The sequence below is a fragment of the Gardnerella sp. c17Ua_118 genome (genome assembly GCF_055804255.1).
Window position 1 is genome coordinate 813,388 of sequence record NZ_JANUYT010000001.1, and the last position, 20,135, is coordinate 833,522.

At 45.8% G+C, this 20,135-nt stretch carries 11 protein-coding genes; 1 reads left to right on the top strand and 10 read right to left on the bottom strand.

Annotated elements, in window-relative coordinates; genetic code table 11:
- Nucleotides 1–80: 80 nt before the first annotated feature.
- On the bottom strand, nucleotides 81–788 hold the full coding sequence (nrdG, locus tag NYP69_RS03370) for an anaerobic ribonucleoside-triphosphate reductase activating protein (protein ID WP_020757967.1): 708 nt from the start codon (nucleotides 786–788) through the stop codon (nucleotides 81–83).
- A gap of 110 nt (nucleotides 789–898) precedes the next feature.
- The gene (nrdD, locus tag NYP69_RS03375; protein ID WP_020757966.1) at nucleotides 899–3,346 is read right to left on the bottom strand and encodes an anaerobic ribonucleoside-triphosphate reductase; all 2,448 of its coding nucleotides are present in this window, start codon (nucleotides 3,344–3,346) and stop codon (nucleotides 899–901) included.
- Nucleotides 3,347–3,583: 237 nt separating this feature from the next.
- Between nrdD and NYP69_RS03380 the strand changes: the two genes are divergently transcribed.
- Entirely contained in the window at nucleotides 3,584–4,006 is a 423-nt protein-coding gene (locus NYP69_RS03380) for a DUF3052 domain-containing protein (RefSeq protein ID WP_004130062.1), read from the top strand.
- A 171-nt stretch (nucleotides 4,007–4,177) separates the two neighbouring features.
- On the opposite strand, the gene NYP69_RS03385 is transcribed toward NYP69_RS03380, so the two are convergent.
- The 8 genes from NYP69_RS03385 to hpt all read right to left on the bottom strand — a co-directional run bounded on the left by NYP69_RS03385 (nucleotide 4,178) and on the right by hpt (nucleotide 20,104).
- The gene (locus tag NYP69_RS03385) at nucleotides 4,178–6,067 is read right to left on the bottom strand and encodes a DEAD/DEAH box helicase (protein WP_473410594.1); all 1,890 of its coding nucleotides are present in this window, start codon (nucleotides 6,065–6,067) and stop codon (nucleotides 4,178–4,180) included.
- Between the two features lie 438 nt (nucleotides 6,068–6,505).
- Nucleotides 6,506–12,190 carry a MiiA motif-containing surface protein gene (locus tag NYP69_RS03390; RefSeq protein WP_473412921.1) on the bottom strand — a complete coding sequence of 1,895 codons (5,685 nt, stop codon included), beginning with the start codon at nucleotides 12,188–12,190 and terminating at the stop codon, nucleotides 6,506–6,508.
- Nucleotides 12,138–12,299 (bottom strand): hypothetical protein, encoded by a 162-nt coding sequence (locus NYP69_RS03395; RefSeq protein WP_180946737.1) that lies wholly within the window; start codon nucleotides 12,297–12,299, stop codon nucleotides 12,138–12,140. Before NYP69_RS03395 ends, NYP69_RS03390 begins: the two co-directional genes overlap by 53 nt.
- A 649-nt stretch (nucleotides 12,300–12,948) precedes the next feature.
- Nucleotides 12,949–13,986, bottom strand: a complete 1,038-nt coding sequence (locus tag NYP69_RS03400) for a lipid II:glycine glycyltransferase FemX (RefSeq protein WP_473412922.1) — start codon at nucleotides 13,984–13,986, stop codon at nucleotides 12,949–12,951.
- Nucleotides 13,987–14,205: 219 nt separating this feature from the next.
- Complete coding sequence (ettA, locus tag NYP69_RS03405) at nucleotides 14,206–15,882, bottom strand: energy-dependent translational throttle protein EttA (protein WP_004130043.1); 1,677 nt, start codon at nucleotides 15,880–15,882, stop codon at nucleotides 14,206–14,208.
- Between the two features lie 97 nt (nucleotides 15,883–15,979).
- On the bottom strand, nucleotides 15,980–16,489 hold the full coding sequence (locus NYP69_RS03410; protein ID WP_016831152.1) for a DUF3180 domain-containing protein: 510 nt from the start codon (nucleotides 16,487–16,489) through the stop codon (nucleotides 15,980–15,982).
- A complete protein-coding gene (ftsH, locus tag NYP69_RS03415) occupies nucleotides 16,489–19,353 on the bottom strand; it encodes an ATP-dependent zinc metalloprotease FtsH (RefSeq protein ID WP_473412923.1) in 2,865 nt (954 codons plus the stop codon). Before ftsH ends, NYP69_RS03410 begins: the two co-directional genes overlap by 1 nt.
- Nucleotides 19,354–19,549: 196 nt before the next feature.
- Nucleotides 19,550–20,104 (bottom strand): hypoxanthine phosphoribosyltransferase, encoded by a 555-nt coding sequence (hpt, locus tag NYP69_RS03420; protein ID WP_473412924.1) that lies wholly within the window; start codon nucleotides 20,102–20,104, stop codon nucleotides 19,550–19,552.
- Between the last annotated feature and the right edge of the window lie 31 nt (nucleotides 20,105–20,135).

Here is a 20,135-nt window from a genome sequence, read left to right on the forward strand (position 1 = left end):
GGTAGAGATTCGAGATTTTTCGCCGCGAGCGAGGCGTATCGTTAGCGCGGTCTAAGCGCGCTATTTCTAACAACCATTAGCTAACTCGCGTCACCTTCGCCTTGCGCTCGATCTTTGCCATAGATTGATGGAATAAAACGCTCTTGATCGTGAAGCTTTGCCCAGATTACAGGCGGCTCGGCTGGATTTTCCAGCGACTTTGGAACGTCAATAATCCTCTGATTACTAGATCCGCGGAATTGCAATAGCGAATCGTGAAGATTCTTCATATATCGCCCGTCAACAAGAATGTCAATATATTGCAAAAGCTCAAGCTTATCTGGCGTCTCGCCTTCGCGCATAAGCTCTTCCCACGTGTAACCAGTCCAACTCCAAATGTCTTTTGTATTGCCAAACTCGCTTCGAATACGCTTGCAAAGCGGCAGCAAAATGCCAGTGTTAAGAAGCGGCTCGCCTCCAAGAAGAGTCAATCCTTGCACGTACGGAAGCGCCAAATCTTCCATAATCTGGTCTTCAAGCTTTTGCGTGTATGGGTAACCTGCGCGAAAATCCCAAATCGACTCGTTATAACACTCAACACAATGGAACGGGCAGCCAGAAACATACAGCGAACAGCGGATTCCCTCGCCATCCGTCATAAGAAATCGCTTATAATCCGCAATCATGCCCTTGCTCATGCGCTCACTGGACCACTGCCCTGCGCGCGGATTATTAGAAAGAGAGGTTGGAATCCAAGGCCCGCGGTTAACGTCTGCAGGTGCAAAATCGTGCAAACTTATACGAGCCATGGTTCCAACCTTTTAGTAATTTAGCCTAGCTTTTACTTTATTTTATGCGACTTTAAGCTGCGACTTTACGCGATTACACGCTCCGCAATTTTACGCCGCAATCCTACGCACTACTTAGTTTCCTCGTACCACTCGCGAGACTCGCCATTGTTAAGAACAACATGGCCAGTTTCGCCAGACATGTGCTTTACGCGATGAGCAATCTCCTCGTGGCGGCCGTGAACCATTGGGCGCTGAACAGGATTACCCAAGTAGCCGCAAGTGCGCTTAGTCACATTGCACTTATCTGGGTCACTGTTGCCGCACTCTGGGCAGCGGAAGCCTTCCTTAGTCGGCTCAAAATCGCCCTGGAATCCGCAAACAAAGCAATGGTCAATCGGAGTGTTCGTACCCAAGTAGCCAATGCCAATCTTATAAGCATAATCCCAAACAGCCTCCAAAGCCTTAGGATTCGCTTGCAAGCATGGGAACTCGCAGTAGTTAATAAAGCCGCCGGAAGCAAGATACGGGAAGTCAACCTCGTAGCGGAGCTTCTCCATAGGAGTTGGCTGCAACCACACCGGGTAATGGAAGGAATTGGTGTAGAAGTCGTGATCGGTAACGCCTTCCACATGGCCAAACTTCTGGCGATCCATGCGGTTAAAGCGATCCGTCAAAGACTCAGCAGGAGTGGAATATACCGAGTAATGGTATCCCTCCGCCTTCGACCACTGCTGGCAAAGCTGATTCATACGGCGAACCATAGAAAGCGCAAATCGCTTGCCATCTTCGTTCCAGCTGTGATCTTGCATCCAATCCTTGCCAAAGAACACGGATGTAGCTTCATACAAGCCAATGTAGCCAAGAGACACAGTTGCGCGCTCATTGCGGAATAGCTGATCCACGCTCTCATTAGCTCCCAAACGGCCAAAAGCACCGTAGCGGAACAGAGTTGGAGCGTTTACAGGAGTGGCCTGCTTGCAACGCATAATGCGGAATCGCAAAGCTTGATGAGCCACTTCCATGCGCTCGTTAAAAAGCTTCCAGAAGCGGTTTACATCTCCGTGAGACTCCAGCGCAATGCGAGGCACGTTAACTGTTACAACGCCAAGATTCATGCGGCCGTCTTCCACGTCTTTGCCAGTCTTTGGATCAATCCAGCCCTGAAGGAAGGATCGGCAGCCCATAGGCGCCTTAAAGGAGCCAGTAATCTTAACAATATTCTCGTAGAACACAACATCTGGGTACATGCGCTTTGTAGAACACTCAAGCGCAAGCTGCTTCAAATCGTAGTTAGGGTCGCCAGCATCTGCGTTAACGCCGTGCTTAATAGTAAACACAAGTTTAGGGAAGATAGCAGTATGACGGTCCTTGCCGAGTCCGCGAATACGATTCAGCAAAATAGCGCGCTGAATTTCGCGAGCAAACCAAGACGTACCAAGACCAAAGCCAACAGTTACAAACGGAGTCTGGCCGTTAGAAACGCGGTTGGAATTAATCTGATATTCCATAGTTTGCATAGCGTCGTAAATCGCCTTGCGCGTCATAATCTTTGCGTAAACTTCGCGAAGCTGATCCAACTCACTCAAATTCTCATCAAAAGGAGTGTCTTCTGGAAGAGGATCCCTATCTAAGCAATGAAGATTCTTAGGCTCCTGAGCCTTTAAGCCGTCAATCATAGCCTTAGCAACTTCGATTGGTGTGGAATCTGGAATCATGGCCTGAGCCATAGCAAGATTCTTGTCGTAATCACACTTAGCGTAAGGCTCCAGCATCTCGTCTGCGCGGTTTACAGTTTGGCCGCCGTACTGCGCGCCTGCAATATCCTTAATAATCTGCGTAACTTGAGTAGCCGCCGTGCCAATCGACTTTGGGCTATCCATCATTGCGTTTCCAAGCGCAAATCCCTTAGCAAGCATATCTCCAAAATCTGGAAGCGAGCAATTGCTCATGCAAGTAAATGGCGAATAATCGGCATCGTGGAAGTGAATATCGCCCTTCATATGTGCGTTAGAAACTGCGTGCGGAAGCATAGAGAACGCGGAAGCCTTAGAAACGGCGCCTGCAAGAAGATCGCGCTGAGTGGCGTAAACGTTGGAATCCTTGTTAGCATTTTCGCGCACAAGCGACTCATCTCGGTTTACAAGACGATTCACAGCTTCGTTAATATCGGTTGCCTTAGCGCGGTCAATATCTCGGTTTAGGCGGTAGCTTGTGTAGCAACGCGCAACCTCGTAAAGATGATTTTCAATAAGACCATGCTCAACAAGAGTTTGAATATCTTCGATTTTTGCAGGGCCATTGTAACGGTCTTGAATTTCGGCCTCAATATGATCCGTAATATCGCGAATCATTTGCTCTTCTTGCGGGCCGACTTCTTTGCGCAAATCCTTAAACGCAGCTTTAATGGCCATTATTATGTTCATCTGATCAAAGTCAACAACGCGGCCATCGCGCTTTTCGACTTGCACACGAGACTTCTTAGAAGAGTCGTTTGAAGCTACATTAAAATCACCCAAAGTGACAGCTTCTTCATCTTGCAAAGTGGCATCTTCTAAAGTCATATCAGAGACCTGCATTCTACAGACCTTTCTCAAGCTAACGTGTATTTTGAATCGCAAATCTACTTATGATTCGCAACAACTTGCTCTACTATAGCCCATAGCATGCACAATATCTAGGGTAATTTACATAAATAACAAACTACATATAGTGATTTTGTGGTTTCTGGCGATTTTCCAGGCGTGTCTCAGCGTGCCGTGCGTGCAGATAGGGCGAGTCGCGCAAATTCTTGACGCTTTGATATATTGAGTCACGTGGAACAGACAGCTTTTCAACATGCAGAAGAATTTGGATTCCAACCTGGAGACATCGTACAGCAGTGGCTGTGGGACGATGACGTTGACGATGCGATTTGCAGCAATATCGAAGAATTGACTGGCGAAGAACTTGTTGACGAAGATTACAGCTCCACTGTTGACGGAGTGATTATTTGGTGGCGAGACGGCGACGACGAAGACGAGCTAGCAGACACCATTATGGACGCAACAAACATGTTGAACAGCAACGCACCTATGTGGGTTTTAACACCTAAGCCAGGGCGTGCTGGTTCTCCAAGCTCGAGCACTGTTCAAGCAGCAGCAATGACTGCTGGAATGAACGCCGCAACGCCTTTAACAGTTAGCGAAGATTGGAATGGTATTCGCTTGCGCGCATTCGGCAAAGGTCAAAGCAAGTAGCACAATAGTCGGCACTTAGTTAGTTAGTTGGTTAGTTAGTTGACGCACTTTGTACCAAATTTGACCCAAAACACGTACATTCTCGGGAAAAGTTGACGCACTTTGTAGCGATTTACGGCGTGTTGAACAACAAAAAGCGGAAATATCGCTCGCGCGCTACACTTTAAGCGCTCAAGCAGATTGCCGCGCACGTTTGCGCAAACCACTGTGCGAGTCGCGCGCGCTATGCAAGCGTCCTCTGCCTCTACCTCGGCCTCTACCACTAGCTTTACGCTTTGGCTGCTCTGGCTCTGGCATACTCCAACCCTCTTGCAAATCCGCCAAATCACCAACAATATCTTGCAAAATCGGCGACTCTGGCTTAACATCTTGCGCTTTAGCATTAATGCCAGCACGCCTCAACATAGTGTGAGCCATGCGCTTTTGATTAGGCAACACAAGAGTCACAACATTGCCCGACTCGCCTGCGCGCGCAGTACGCCCCGACCTATGCAAGAACGACTTTGGATCCTCTGGTGGCTCCGTTTGCACAACAAGCGCTACATCGCTAATATCAATTCCTCGCGCAGCAACGTCCGTAGCTACTAGCACGCGCACATCTCCGCTAGCAAAAACGCCCATATGCCTATCGCGTTGATTTTGCGACAAGTTTCCTTGCAAATCAACTGCAGGGATCCCCTGTTGCACAAACTTCTTTGCCATATTCTTGGCTTGATACTTTGTGCGCGTAAAGAATATTGAGCGCTTTTTGCCCGAAGCCAGCTTTCTCAAAACTTCGTACTTATCTGCCGCAGAAACGCCAAAAACGTAATGTGTCATTGTGTCTACTTGCGAATCCGCATCGTCCACAGCGTGAACAAGAGCATTCGGCAAGAAGCGATTTACTATAGTCGCAACTTGCTTATCTAAAGTAGCAGAAAACAGCATGCGCTGGCCATTTGGATTAGTCTGCTCAAGCAAGCGCGTAACGGCTGGCAAAAATCCCATATCTGCCATTTCGTCGGCCTCGTCTAAAACGCTTACCATCACTTTTTCGAGCGTTAACGCGCCTTGACGCAGCAAATCCTCTAATCGCCCTGGGCAAGCCACTACGATTTGCGCTCCCTGCTTAAGAAGCGCCATTTGCTGCTTGTAACGCACACCGCCATAAACCGTTACAGTTTTCATGCCGTAAGCAGCCGCTAGAGGCGCGATTACGTCGTCGATTTGATGCACCAGCTCGCGAGTCGGCGCCAAAATCATTGCGTGAGGCGCTGGAATATCTCCTTCTTCGCGATTCTTGTTTTTTCTAGAAGCGCGACCCGAGTTGATTAGATCAACAAAGTTCTCTGCCAATCGCGCAACAAGCGGAATTGAAAACGCTAGCGTCTTGCCACTTCCCGTTCGGCCGCGCCCTAGAATATTCGCACCTTGCAAAGAGTCTGGCAAAGTCGCTTGCTGTATTGGAAAAGCCGTGTTTTTGCCGTCTGCGCGCAAAACTTCCACCAAAGGCTGCGGAACGCCTAGCTGCGCAAAGGTCACGTCATCGCTGTAGTTTTCGCGTGATTCCACAGCTGTATCTGGAATCATTACGGAGTTTTTTTCGACTTCTTGATTTTGCTTATTTGAATTTTGCTTATTTTGATTACGATTATATTGATTTTGCTTATTTTGATTCTGCTCATTTGAATCATGATTTTTTATACGACGATTCTTAAAATCACGATTCTTAAAGTCGCGCTTATCAAAATCACGCTTGCTAAAGTCCTGCGAAGTAAAGCCCTTCTCTCCAAAGTCCTTCTCAGCTTCTTGAATTGCTATCTCTTCGTATTGCAAAGCTTTTTCTCTGGCGCGACTTCTAGCTTTATCTGCCTTACGATTGCGGTTCTTACGCGCGTTAAAATCGTTATTCTTGCGATTTCTTCTATATTCAAACGGATTTTCTTTGGACTTATGGCCTTTTTTAGAAAAATTCTTATTAGCGCTTTGACTTACAGCGGATTTTTTACTATTCGATTTTCTAGCAGCAGTTTTCTTAGAGCCTTGCGTTTTAGCAAACGCATCATAATGAGTATGTGGCACAATAGCCTTTCGTATTTTATGATTGAACAATTCGATTGACGAATCTATAAAAAGTCATGAACTAACCGAGATTAGCACACACCCCACACAAAAACACACAAAAATCTCGAATCTCTACAGTGCTTGATGTAATCATGTAGTGTGTTTGTACTGAATTTCCGTATTTTTTGATACAAACACACTACACAAACAAGCAAAACTGTAGTGCGATTGTATTTGATTTTGGTGTTTTTTGATACAAACACACTACATAAACACACAAAACTGTAGTGTGTTTGTACCTAAAATACGGCGTGTCGTCATACAATCGCACTACATAAACAAAAGCCTCGCTCAGCCAAAGACCAAACGAGGCTTATGAGTATTGCTATAAGCACTAGTCAAGCTAAATAGCTAGCAGTAAAGCACCACCCAAGCTAATCAGCTTACATCCAAGCGCTAATCGCGATTAGCGTGCTTTGTGCGCATGCGACGAGTTACAAACACTCCGCCAATTGCTGCAATCATAGTTGCCATCAATCCAGCAGTTGCAACGTTTGCGCCAGTCGCAGTGGATGCGCTTCCGCGAGAACGCATGCCCTTTATAACGCGGCTGCGAACAGCTGCACGCACTTTTGCGGCATTGGCTTGAGCGTCCGCAAGTGCCTTACGAGCAGCAGAAAGCTTCTTAGCCGCAGCATCAACCTGAGCCTGAGTTGCGTTAGGATCAGCAGCAACCTTCTTAGCCTCAGCCAAAGCAGCATCCAAAGCCGCCTGAGCCTTAGAAACTTTAGTATCCGCCTGCTTCACAGCAGGATTATTCTCAACAGCAGCGTTCACAGCAGCAGAACTTGCGCCATTAGCATTATTAGCGTTAGCGTTGGCAGCATTGGTGTTAGCAGCGTTACCTGCATTACCCGAGTTTACGCCAGCACCAGCGTTACCATTACCAGCATTTCCAGGCTGTGAATCAGACTCAGCACCCTGAATCTGAACATTCAACTCACCCTTATCCACAGTAGTAGGCGCATTATCATTCACACCATAACCAGCTTCAGAACCAGGAGTTGGTTTCTTACCGTCAAGAGCCTCTTCAGCTGTCTTAAGCTTTGCAAGAGCATCATCAACAAGCTTCTGCTTTTCAGCTTGAGTCTTAGTTGTTACATCTTCCTCGCCTGCAGCAGCCTTCTTCGTACCAGTTAGCTTATCGATAAGATCCTTAGCATCTTGAAGAGCCTTATCAAACGCAGTCTTCTTTTCCGTCGTAGTAGAATACGTATACCTATCTGAGTTCTTAACGTTGCTATCCTTATCAATCTCATCTTGCAACGGCTTGGTATCAACGCCATCAAGCGCCTTACGCGCATTTTCAAGCTTCTGAAGTGCGTCGTCTACCGCTTGTTGATCTTTAGCCTCTTGCTCGGGAGTGCGCGGAGTAGAGTCTTGATTCTTATCGTTTTCGTTATCTTCTTTAGCTTTCTTCAATGCCGCTTCCGCGTCAGAGAGTGCCTTGTCAAATGCTTCTTTCTTCTCCTTAGAAGCGGTCGTGTACAGAGGATCGCCAGGTGTAGCCGGCTTAGTGGAATCGTTAGGATCAGCTGGCGTTGGCTTAAGCTTAGAATCGTTATCTACTTCAGCCTGAAGTAAATCAGTGCTTACGCCCGCACCCTTAACTTTGTCATCAATCGCCTGCATTGCCTTAAGAAGATCCTTATACAGCTCATTAACCTGATCCGCATCCTTAGGATCGCCATTAGCTTTGTCTAGCACGGCTCCAGCAGCAGTAGCAGCATCGTCAAACGCTTTCTTTTGCTCATTGCCTTCTTGCAGACCCTTATACTTGTCGCCCTTAGCGAACTTATCAGCGATCTCTTTCAGCTTTTCAAGACGAGCCATGGCAGTATCGGTTGCAGTAGCATTGGCAAGCGCGTCGTCGATGTCGTCAGAAGTTGTACCGTCAGCGTTCTTGTGATCAGAAGCATCAGTATCTTCAATAATCTTCTTGAAAGCTTCCTTCTGCGCATTGTTCAAATGATCAAGCGCAGCAATCTGCTTCTTAGCATCCTCTATCTTCTTAGCCTTCAAAGCGCGATTAGCAATAGCAGTTGGGTCGCCAATCTTCTTTGCATCATTGATGTCATCAATAGCCTTCTGCTTTTCAGCATCTGGAAGATCACTATCTTGAATGCGTTTCTTCTGATCTTCCTTTTCTTTATTAAGTACAGACTGATCATCGTATGTGTTCTGAGAAGTATCGCGCTTGCCCTTAGCATCTTCGATTGCCTTGTTTGCGTCATCAAACGAAGTTTTCACGCCATCAACAGCATTCTTAATATCAGAAGGCTTTGTTGCACTGTTAACAGTGTTCTTGGCATCATCGATTGCCTTAGTGGCAGCTTCATACTTATCTTTAGCTTTTGCTTTCTGCTCATCATTCAACGCCTTGTATGCTGCATCAAGTTCTGCCTTCTTAGCATCAAGCTTGGCAATACCAGCATTCTTAGCATTCTGCTCGTTAATTGCGTTCTGGCGCTTGGCTGCGTCAAGATCATTCTTAATCTCTTCTGCAGTAGCAGCAGGATCCTTCTTTGCAAGAGCATCTTCCAAAGCAGTGAGTGCTGCATCCTTCTTGCTTGGATCAGAACCAATTAACTCCTTAAGAGCCTTATCGTCATCGCTGTTAGCATTGCCGTGGCTTAAGAATGGAAGCGCGCCAGCACTAACATCCTTGTGCGCTTCATTAAGATTATTAGCTTCATCTAAAATCTGCTGAACTTCTTCAGGAGTCTTAGCACCAGGCTTGGTAGCATCCCCACTCTTTCCATTCAGCTTTTCCTTGAGCTTATCCTTTTCATCTTGAGTCAGATTGCCAAGACCATCAATTGCATCAGAAGCTTTCTTTTTCTTATCCTGTAGCTCTTGATTCTTCTGTTCCTCCTGCTTTTTATCTTCCTTCTCTTTTTGCTTCTTTTCGGCGTCTTTCTTTGCGTCGCCGCCACCCTTGTTGTTGTTTATCGTTTGCTGAGTATTCGGGTCGCTAGAGTTTGCATTCTCTTTGCCCTTATCAGCAGCATTCTTGAGAATTTCTTTAATCTTGTCTGCAGTGGTAGCATCACCAATCTGCTTCTTATAATCTTCTTTTTGCTCTTTCGTTAAGTTAGGATTACGGTCGATTTGCTGCTCAGCGTCCTTTTTCATCTGCGCAAGCGCATCAGGCGTTGGAGCAGGCTTAGATTCTTCCTTCTGCTTATATGTAATAGCAACAGTGAAAAGCTGAATACCCTTCTGATCCTTAAAGACAATTGACTTATAGTCTTTCTTGTTACCAGTTTCACTTGAGGTAACTGACTTGATATTATCGTCAGCAATCTCCATGTCAACAGTGCCAGACTTTGGCTTAAGATCAGAAGCAGATGGAAGGTACGGAATAGTCATGCCATTCGTTGTAACTTGGAAACTATTCTGCCCATCATAGTTAGCGTCAAAGAATGCTTTAACAGCCTTCTTGAAATCTTCTTCAGTAGGCTTGGATGGATCTTTAACCTCAATTGCAGCAGGTGCGTTGTACTTGCGCTCAGCCTTCTTTGCATCGGTGAGCTTGCGAATAAGATCGCGCAGGTCCTTCTCGGCCTTTTGACCTTTCGCCATTTCATCAATCTTGGCATCATTCAGCTGATCAGGATTTTCAATACCAGCGCGCTTCAAATCGTTGTTAGAAAGCCCATCAGTTTTCGTGCGTTTATCCAGCAGCGCTTTTGCCTGAGCCTTCAAATCATCAATCGTGTTGTCTTTTTGAGGTTGAGAGCTGCCCTTTTTAACATACAAATCGTTAGCTTTGATGGTAATCAATTCGGTTTGCGAGGCAGAATCCCAATCTCCCCCATCATCGTTGTCAGCCCATGGACGACCAATAACCTTGATACCATTATCATCGCGTAAACTGATACTAAGCATCGGTCCACTATTCTTACCAGATACACCGTAAGGACCCATATTCTTAGTACCGGCTTTTGGAGTCCAAGTTTTTTTAACATCAACGCTGTCTGCAACAGTAGCTAGATCAGCTTCAGTTACATTATCGTAATTGTCTTTTACAAACTGCTTTAATGCCTTCACAGCTTCTGGAACAGTTGGTGTATTACCCTCAATCTCAGTCTTTGTAACTTTATAAGTAAAGGTATTCCCTGGATTGTCTTTGTCAGTTTCCGTCTTGGTTTCCGTAGAAGGATTCTGAGACGTTTGCGTACCCGAAGCTTTCTTAAAGAATACGCTCATTGGATAAGTAGCGTCTTTATATTTATCAGCTTTAAAGGTAATGTAACCCTTACCGTCTTTCACGCTATACGAAACATCGGTAATAGTTACATCTGAATTATCTTTAGCGTCCTTACCTTTATTCTTCTTAAGAGCAGTTTTAGTTGCATCAAGCGCATTCTTATAAGTTGTTAAATCTGCTTCCTGCATATTGAAAGGATCAAAGTTGACACGAGTTTGCGAAGCTGGAGCTTCAACAATGAACTCTTTTTCTGCAGCAGGAGTTGGAACAGGCGGCTGAGGCTCTGGAGTTGGAGTCTTTGGCTTCTGCTTTAGGAATTGCCACGCGGCAATAGTGGTTGTTGAGCCATCTGCCCATTTGATTGTTGCATCTCCTGTCTTAGAATCAACCGTAACAGGTGCTGTATTGTTATTGCCTTTCTTGGCGTCATCATACGGCGTAATACCAGTGTTGGCTGTATCAAAAGCATTGACAATCTTGGTTATATCGTCACTAGTAAGCTTTTTAAGGTCATCAACCTCAATCGCGTCAGGCACAACATAAGGCGCCCAATCGGAGATCTTTGGTCCTTGGAACACAAGCTCAGACGCAGGAATCGTAGCCGTGGAGCCATCTTCGTAAGTCACAACAAGGTTTTCACCCTTATCATCAAACTTAATTCCGTCAGTTTCAGCAAGATGGCTGTTAAAATCACTATTATCCTTGTTCTTCTCCTTGAACGCATCAATAACAGCCTTTTTATCATCATCACTTAACGCATCAGGCTTTACAACAGGTATGCGATCTGGCATAACTGGCTTATATCTGTCGCTGTCGGATTCATCTTGTGCAACAAGAAGACTTGCAGGAATCGTGCGAGTCGTCTTGTCTTTGAAAGTGATAGTTGCAGAGCCATCCTTATTTACCACAACACCATTATCAGCAACTAATTCCTTGAAGTACTTTGTGTTTGCGTTTGCATTTTCAATTTTTTCTTTAATAGCCTTTTGCTCGGCGTCACTTAAATCGTTAGTCTTCTTAACCTTCGTAACCTCTGGATACGCAAGCTTCAAATAATCCGCAATCTTTGGCGTATTGTGCTTTTGGCCAACGGCATAGTGCCAGTTACCAGCAAAACGATAAACGCCAGCGGCAAAACGAAGCGGATTGGTGTCACGCTCTTTCCATGCATTGTCTTCCATCTCGGAAACGTAGGTCATGTCATACCAACGCTGACCAGCAGATTCCCAGTCTACGAAAATACCCTTAAGGCCTTGTGTTTGCTTTTGGTATTCTTCCCATTGTTGTGCGGTATTGCCCGCATTATCGTAACCTTTATTGTCTTTGGTACCCAAGCCCATAAGCTGTTTCCAGCCTTTGCTGGCAAGAATATTTTCGTCACTAAAATAATAATTAGAAATATTAGTCCATTCCTTAGGACTATTAAAATGTTTGTCAGAAACAGCGCCATAACCGTTTGCGTCGGTTGTAATATATTGCGAAGAACCAGCAGGTTTAACCTGCTCCTTGCCATTTTTTGTTAACTTTTCAATACGCTTAAATTGAATATCTTGAGGATCTTTCAAACCAGCAGGAACACCAAACCACCACATTGGACGGAATCGCCAATCGTCAGCTGTAGCATTGTTGTGGCAATTAGAAAGATAATGAACACGAACAAATTTTCCTAAAGGATCTCTTCCTTCAGTACCGCCAGCTTTGGCATGCTCAAAGGTATCGTAATATTCAACGTCAATGTTGAAATGAGCCTCGGCATATTTTGCATCAGTTTTGAAACCGTAATAAACATTGTTGCCAGTGCCGTCTACATAACCGTCAGCATAGGCAGGCGAGGAAACGAATACCCCCCCCCCCGAGCACCATAGCACCTGCGAGCATAGCTGCGCACACGCTCTTTGAAAGAACTGGCTGAGAATCAGCCCCAACACCAGCGTTAATACCAGAATAATGCTTAATTGCATGAATCTTCTTAGACATACTCTTACTCCATCATCTTGTTTTTGAATTTTGTTCCAACCAAATCACAAAATTCATATAATAAAGTAAGGCACATTTTACTAATTGTTATATACAATTTAAGATTGATTCGTATGATGAATTTTATGTTATTTACAAACACAAGCCGTGCGAACGACAGGACCTGCCTTCGCACAGAATACGGAGTCTGTAGTGCGTTTGTATCAAAAAACACTGAAATTCGGTACAAACGCACTACAGGATTACACTAAGTGAGGTAGAGATTCGAGATTTTTCGCAGCGGATGAAGCGAACCTCAGCATCTTTGATGGTGATTCGCTGAAGCAGCAAGAAAAATCGAGAATCTCGGTGATGAAAGCTACGCAAAAGTTCCAGATATTCAGAAGGTTTGATGTATTTCTCTACGAGCAATAAAAGAGGAGCGTAGCGACGGGATTTGCGAGGAGAGAAATACTCAAACCTCGCGCAACAACAAATAAGAAATATCGCTTGCGTTATATTTGCATCATGAGCGAGACAAATCTAACGAAATCAAGCCAAAAACCGTTACAAATATCTCATCACTGATGCAAATATAACGAAAATTGGCCAAAAAACGTTACATATGTCTCACGAGCGAGACATATGTAACAAATCTTGGTCAAAGCGCTCAGGCAGATTGTTGCGCCTTAGCTTCTGGCAAATCATCCCACCTGCCAACAAACTTCTTGTACGCGTCTTGGTCAATAACAACGTCTAACTCGCCAATCCAAGTGAACGGATCATTCGCTCTGCAGAATCCATTCTTAAAGAAGTAAAGGCCTTCGTCCATGCTAAGCGAGTAAGTTCCGCCCATGTTGAACCACTTTAAGCCAAGCTCCTTAGTGCGCAAAATCAAATTCCAAATGCACGTATAGCCTGGAGCAACCTTTCCATGCATGGTCTGAGTTGCGCCGTAAATGTACCACAAAGTGTCTTTGTATGGGAACGAAAGCATGCTTGCAACTGGCTCACCCTCGTACTCGCAAGTGCAAATCTCAATCTGCGGGTATGCAGCAAGCAAGCGCTCAAAGTATTCAAATGGCCTATATTTAATGCCATGCCTGTTTGCCATAATCTTTGTAAGCTCGTAGAAGGTTTGCAAGTCTTCTTCCGACCTACTCCAGCGAGTTACAACACCAGCCTTAATACCAGCACGAATATGCCTTCTTGTAAGAGTGCTAAAACCAGCCATAAGCTCTTCTTCGGTTTTGCCCTCAACCTTAAGCATAATCTCGTGAAGCGGGTTGGAATAAGACTTAGGGTGGAATCCCTGGCCTCTAAACGTGTAGCCAGCTGCCCTGTACTTTTCTATAAGAGCCTCGTCGGTTTGAACGCAAGGGTCCATTCTAAGCAAAAACGCGTTGTACTTTTCAAAAAGTGGCTTTGCTTCGTTGATTAGCTTTTTAGTGGTTTCAACGTCGTAAAAGTCGCAAACTGGGCCTCTAGGAGCGTAAAACAGCGTTTTATCGTCTACAGCCTTAATGCCAAGAATAGACACTGCAGCAGTAATCTTGCCGTTTTCTTCCAGATAAACGTATTCGCTAGACCAGTTGTTTTTAACCTTTGCCCATGCCATGTCTTGCATTGCATTAGTGTACGAAGAATTTTTTACAAAGTCCTCGTATTCTTTAACTTTAGCAGAATCATTTTTATCTAGTATTGGCATTTGCACTCCTTTTTTAGCTCAATACACGATTTTAGCGCGACTACCGTTTAAGATATTTGCTTTAGCGTTTTACAAGGCGATTTGCCGCCAACAGACTGTGTCTTGCTGCTAAAAGCTTGCGACTTGCGACTAGCAACTTACGATTAGCGACTTGCCACCAACAGCTTGCGACTTGCAGCCAGCCGCCAGCCGCCAGCCGCAGCAACACACAACTTGCGATTAGCGCGTAAGCTTTCTGTGCAAGCGATGCGGGCGAGCAGCTTCCTCACCAAGGCGCGCAATCTTGTTTTCTTCGTACGCCTGGAAGTTGCCTTCAAACCAGTACCAATTTGCAGGATTCTCGTCTGTGCCTTCCCAAGCAAGAATATGCGTTGCAACGCGGTCTAAGAACCAGCGATCGTGCGAAACAACCACAGCGCATCCTGGGAAGTCAAGCAAAGCGTTCTCTAAGCTTTCAAGAGTTTCAACATCTAAATCGTTAGTAGGCTCATCAAGCAGAAGCAAGTTGCCGCCCTGCTTAAGAGTCAAAGCCAAATTCAAGCGGTTACGCTCGCCGCCAGAAAGCACGCCCGTAAGCTTTTGCTGATCCGAACCCTTAAAACCAAAGCTTGCAACGTATGCGCGAGTAGGAATCTCAACGCCTGCAACCTCAATAAAATCAAGGCCTCCCGAAACAGCTTCCCACAAATTCTTATTTGGGTCCAATCCTGCGCGATTCTGATCTACGTACGAAATCTTTACAGTGTCTCCAACAGTAAGCTCGCCGCCAGAAAGAGGCTCCAAGCCCACAATCGTCTTGAAAAGCGTAGACTTACCAACGCCATTCGGACCAATCACACCAACAATGCCGTTACGAGGCAACGTAAACGACAAATCGTCGATTAGCACGCGATCGCCAAAAGCCTTGTGAATATGCTTCGCTTCCAAAACTTGCGATCCCAAGCGCGGACCTGCTGGAATTTGAATCTCCGAAAAATCAAGCTTCTTGGAATTGCGTGCCTCTTGCTCCATTTGGTCGTAACGCTCCAAACGAGCCTTATTCTTGGCCTGGCGAGCCTTTGGTGAGCTACGCACCCAGTCAAGCTCATTCTTCAAGCGCTTAGCAAGCTTTGCGTCCTTAGCGCCCTGAATCTCCATACGCTTGGCCTTAGTTTCCAAGTAAGTAGTGTAATTGCCCTTGTATGGGTAAAGCTGGCCGCGATCCACCTCGCAAATCCACTCTGCAACGTTGTCCATAAAGTAGCGATCGTGAGTTACAGCAATAACAGCGCCTTCGTACTTGTGCAAGAACTGTTCCAGCCAAAGAATTGACTCCGCATCCAAGTGGTTTGTAGGCTCATCAAGCAACAGCAAATCTGGGGCTTCAAGCAAAAGCTTGCACAATGCAACTCGGCGTCTTTCTCCACCCGAGCACACAGAAACAGGCGAATCTGGGTCTGGGCATTGCAAAGCATCCATTGCCTGCTCAAGCTGAGAATCCAAATCCCAACCGTTAGCCGCATCAATCTCCGTTTGCAGCTTGCCCATTTCTTCCATCAATGCATCAAAGTCGGCATCTGGATTTGCCATCTCTTCGCCGATTTTGTTGAATCGATCAACCTTTTGAGCAATCTCACCAAAAGCCATCTTAATGTTTTCGCCAACGGTTTTAGTCTCATCCAGCGGCGGCTCCTGTTGCAAAATGCCAACGGTGTAGCCTGGAGTAATCGAAGCTTCGCCGTTAGAAACATTCTCCAAACCAGCCATAATCTTTAGCAACGTTGATTTACCCATGCCATTAGGGCCAACAACGCCAATTTTTGCGCCCGGCAAGAAGCTTAAGGTAACGTCGTCTAGAATTACGCGATCTCCGTAAGACTTGCGTGCCTTAATCATTTGGTAAATAAATTCAGCCAAAGTAATACCTTTCTTAAAATTGTTAAACCGCTATTTTAGTTGCAATTTTGATTGCTATTAGTTGCCGTTAGTTGCCATTAATCGCAGCTAACCGCCATTAAACCGCCGCCGCTTTCTGCGCTCGATCCGAAGAATCGCCAGCAGCATCCGCTCCATCTTCTGGAGGAATCTGACACATCCATTCGCCAACAATGCCAATAATCATGTCTATAATGCACACGATTCCCGCAATAACACATTCGCGAATAACGTTGGAATAAAGCGGAATATCGGCGTGCGGCCAGCAAACAAAAATCTGACCTGCATACCAGCCCGTTAAAATAGCACCAGCCATTCCAAGCGATTTTGCAAGCATGAGTGCCGAGACAGCCATTTGCATGTTAAAAGGCTTGCGCTCTTTTGGCTTAGAAGTAGCGTATTGATGCGTTTGCCAAGCAAGAACAAACGTGACTATTCCGCCGATTATCATAACAGCCAAAACAATCCACGGAGCTCCCGAAAGCGATATTGCGCTAGATTCTGTAATCGACACCAAAAACGCGCCGAATACGAATCCAAACAATAGTCCAAGCGCAAAATACCACCAAGGCGTACGGTAAGCTTTCATCAGCACTCCCCAATAATCCAGCGCTCAGAATAAACGCCAACTTGCGAAGCATCTTGCAAAAGCGCAAGTTTGTAAGAGACTGGCTCGCCATCAATTGCAGCGTCTGGCTCAACTTGCATCCACGGCTCCAATTGCGCGGCGCTTAAGTGCAAAGGATTGCTTGAATACATTGACTTTGTAGACGCGCTGTCTAAGCCGTATTCCCTGGTTCCAACAACGTTTAAGCGCAAATCTAAAGAGCTGGCAGAATCGACAGAATCTCCAGAATCGCCATCAATTTGATCGCGTTGCATTTGCTCGATTCTTTGCGCAAATTCCTGATTACTCATTGTTGTAGACGCCACTACAACCGCGCAAAAATCTTCACCGTTTGCATTGCTTGCCTGGTAAAGCGCCGAAACGCCTTCGACTTGAGTTACGCTATGCGAATCTTTATGCTCAAGTCCGCTTAACACGTTTAGCATTGCGCGCATTGTTGAATCGCTCTTTTTGCCTTGCATAGAAACCACTGCGGTTGTTTGCATTGGGCTATTTAGGGCATTTGTAGTATTTGCGATATTTGAGACATAGGAAGACTCGTGCGATTCTTGCGACTCGCCAGTTGCTTGCACTTCTGCGGTTGCTTGCGACTTTTGCGCTTCAGCATCCGCTGCAGCACCAGCCTTAGAAGCATTAGAATCCGAATCCTTATCGCCCTTCTCTAAACTCGCACCTGCAACATTCCTCTTTAAGCTTTCTGGAATCTCTACAGGCGGGAGCGGCGAATCTGGGCGATCCGCATTAGAAAGCCACAAATCGCGCTCTGGCGCCTTACGAATCTTAGAGAAGATTTGCTCAAGTTCCTTCTCGTTAAGAGTCTCCTTAACAAGAAGCTTGCTAACAAGCTCATCCAAAATATCGCGATTATTGTTAATAATCTGCCAAGCCTCGGTATGAGCCGTTTCAATAAGCTTATGAACTTCTTCGTCAATCACTTCCGCAGTCTTATTAGAGAACTTACGCGATTGCAAAGAATCCAAAGAACCAGAAGAATCTTGATCTGCATCCATCCACTTTACAGCGCCAAGCTTAGACGAGAAGCCATATTCAACAACCATCTTGCGAGCGATTGCTGTAGCCTTTTCAATGTCGTTAGAAGCGCCAGTAGTTGGATCGTGGAACACAACCTCTTCCGCAGTACGGCCGCCCATAGCATACGCCATTTGATCTAGCAGCTGGTTTCGAGACTGAGAATAGCGGTCGCTAGTTGGCATAACAGACGTGTATCCAAGAGCGCGGCCGCGAGGCAAAATCGTAACCTTAGTAACAGGATCCGTGTGATGCAAGGCCGCAGCAACAAGCGCGTGTCCACCTTCGTGATAAGCCGTGTTACGCAACTCATCCAAAGCCATTCCCTTAGACTTCTTTCTAGGACCAGCCTGAACGCGGTCAATCGCCTCATCAATAGCGCGATTATCGATAAGCTGAGCGCCAGAGCGAGCGCAAAGCAAAGCCGCCTCGTTAAGCACATTAGCCAAATCCGCGCCCGTAAATCCAGGAGTTCTAACAGCAACCATGTGAAGATCTACGTCTGGAACAAAAGGCTTGCCTTTAGCGTGAACCTTAAGAATCGCCTCTCGGCCTTCCAAATCTGGAGCTTCCACAGCCACTTGTCGATCAAATCGGCCTGGTCGCAAAAGCGCAGAATCAAGCACATCTGGTCGGTTTGTAGCGGCAATAATAATCAAATTAGTGTCGTTATCGAAGCCGTCCATCTCTACAAGCAGCTGATTAAGAGTTTGCTCGCGCTCATCGTGGCCGCCAGTCATGCCACTTCCGCGGCGGCGTCCAACAGCGTCAATCTCGTCAATAAAGATGATTGCTGGAGCGTTCTTTTTAGCCTCATCAAACAGCTCGCGCACGCGAGACGCGCCAAGACCAACGAACATCTCAACAAAGTCCGATCCAGCCATGGCGTAGAACGGAACGCCAGCTTCGCCTGCAATAGCACGCGCAAGAAGAGTTTTACCAGTTCCTGGAGGGCCGTAAAGCAACACGCCGCGCGGAATGCGCGCACCCAAAGCCTTGTAGCGAGAAGGATCCTTAAGAAACTCCTTAATCTCCTCAACTTCTTCTACAGCAGACTGCTCGCCTGCAACATCCGCAAACTTAGTTTTAGGCGTCTGACCTTCCAAAAGCTTTCCACGACCGCGGCCGCCACCCATGCCAAGCATTCCGCCGCCTGCGCTTGCCATTCTGCCAAACATAAACCAAACAAGTCCAAGCAGAATCAAAATCGGCAGCATAGACGTAATCAAGTACGAGAAAAAGCTAGAAGTTTGTATGCTAACAGTCCAACCGTTTGCTGGCTTAGCCTTTTGAATCTTTTGCACAACTGTCTTGCTTTGAGCAATCGTGTAGTAGAACTGAACGTCTTTTCCGTAATCGTGCTTTTGCTTATCGCGCTTATCTACCTTAACGTATTTATTGTTTAGAGTAAGCTTAACAAGCTGCTTATTGTCTATAACCTCAACGTAATTTGCACTACGATTATCGAGCAACTCTAATCCGTCTTGAGTGTCGATTGTTTGCGAACCATTATGCACAAACAATTGGAATGCAGCTACAGAAAGCAAAACTAAAATAACAATCCAAGTCCAAGGCGACTTAAAGAATTTACGATTGGAATCGGAATTATTGCCATCCTTTGGATTGGCGTTATTCTTATTGCCATTATTCTTATTGCCGTTATTGTTCTTATTCTTATTCTTATTTGAATTGTTTCCAAAATTAGGAGGCAAGAACGGATTGTTGCCGTTTCCTCCCATAGGACTTTTCATAGGTCCACCCATAGGTCCGCGAGGCGACATTGGAGAAGCGCCCATACAATCAGACTCCTTTCAGGATTCTAACTAACAACACTCGTCTAAACACGTAATCACTAATCGCAAGCAACCAAAGCGTAATCGCTGTAATCGCTGTAATTAATCGCTTGAATTAATCCCTGTAATTAATCGCTTTAATTAATCGCTAAATAAATAGCATGTAATCAATCAAGATTACTCAATTGCAACCATCTAATCAAGACTCATACACAGAAGGCTTAAGAACCGCAATAGAATTAAGATTCCTGTACTTTTCGTCGTAGTCCATGCCAAAACCGACCACAAACGCGTCTGGAATCTCAAAACCAGTGTACGCAATATCTACTTCCACTTCTCGGCGAGCTGGCTTTGTTAAAAGCGCAAACACCTTTACACTTGCGGCTCCCCTGCCCTTAAGCTCCCTAACAAGCCAGTCCAGAGTCTTGCCCGAATCAACAATATCTTCTACAATCAGCACATCTCGGCCGCGAACATCTGTAGTTAAGTCCTCGCGAACCGTAATTTGGCCGCTGGTCTTAGTGCCACTGCCGTAGCTAGAAAGACTCATAAAGTCCATCGGAACGTTAAGGCTAAGCTCTTGCGAGAAAACAGCAAGCGTGTTTACAGCGCCCTTAAGCACGGCAACAAGCAAAATATCGCGGTTTTGGTAGTCTTTGCTAACTTGAGCGGCAACCTCGCGAATGCGCTTCATAAGCTCTTCGTGGCTGATTAATTCGTAATCAATATCATCTCTTATATCTGCAACTTGCATGCTAACTATGATTGCATAAGAGAATGACGGA